Source organism: Sphingomonas yabuuchiae (assembly GCF_001477495.1).
GTDB lineage: Bacteria > Pseudomonadota > Alphaproteobacteria > Sphingomonadales > Sphingomonadaceae > Sphingomonas > Sphingomonas yabuuchiae_A.
Map to the genome: position 1 here is coordinate 1 of NZ_LDTF01000150.1, position 938 is coordinate 938.

A 938-nucleotide genomic window follows, 5' to 3' on the forward strand; every position below is an offset into this window, starting at 1 on the left:
CGCGGCGGAAAGCGCTTCGGCTACAGTCGGAGAAGAGCTTCCTCCCATTCCAAAGACATTCCAATCCGCCGTCCTCATGTCCCTTCATCAAACTGGAACCAACGAGACGAAATAGCGAAGCTATTTTGCACGTTGGTCAGTTCGGCCAGCGCGGCGAAGCGCGCCATAAGGCGCAGCTTTGCTGCGACTGACGGCGCGACGGGTGCGGGCCGGTAGCTCAGGTGGTTAGAGCGCACGCCTGATAAGCGTGAGGTCGTAGGTTCAACTCCTACTCGGCCCACCATTGAGTGTACGGGGCCTTAGCTCAGCTGGGAGAGCGGTTGCTTTGCAAGCATCAGGTCATCGGTTCGATCCCGATAGGCTCCACCACTCTTTTCTGCCCGACGAACGACGATCCAGTTTTGATGAAGACACCAGTTCCGCTGCGTGAGCAGCGGTTACGAACGCCTAGGGGCGTTCATCTTTGACATTGTGAATGGGTTTTTAAAATCGATGCCGTGAAGGTGTCGGCTTTGAAAGTGAGGCGAGGCCGAGAAGGCCAAGTCAAACGGACGAGCTGGCAATTCACAATATCTGGCTGAGTATTTAATGACCACACCGAGGGTTCCCATCAAAGTATTACTTTGATGGGAACCCGAATTAGCCACATCGCGCTGCTCTGCCGAGTTGGTTTGTCGAGAGACAAGCCCAGCGTTGATGGTGGTGGTGTGGGCTCTCAAGCGTGAGGTAAGGGCAATTCGTGGATGCCTTGGCATGTACAGGCGATGAAGGACGTGGCACGCTGCGATAAGCGTCGGTGAGGTGTGAGCAACCTTTGACCCGACGATTTCCGAATGGGGAAACCCACCTATCCGTTTAATCCTAGCTGAGCCGCTCGGCGGCACGCTTCATGCGTGCTGGTGAGAGGCTCTGTGAGGGTTAGGCGGTTCAGGTATCTC

Annotated in this window: 2 tRNA genes and 1 rRNA gene; all 3 read left to right on the top strand. The window is 55.8% G+C overall.

What is annotated here, in order from left to right:
• The first annotated feature begins 206 nt into the window (after positions 1 to 206).
• Positions 207 to 283: transfer RNA gene (locus NS355_RS17735), tRNA-Ile, on the top strand.
• Between the two features lie 10 nt (positions 284 to 293).
• Positions 294 to 369 (top strand) — tRNA-Ala (locus NS355_RS17740).
• A gap of 347 nt (positions 370 to 716) precedes the next feature.
• Positions 717 to 938, top strand: a 23S ribosomal RNA gene (locus NS355_RS19235); the annotation flags it as partial.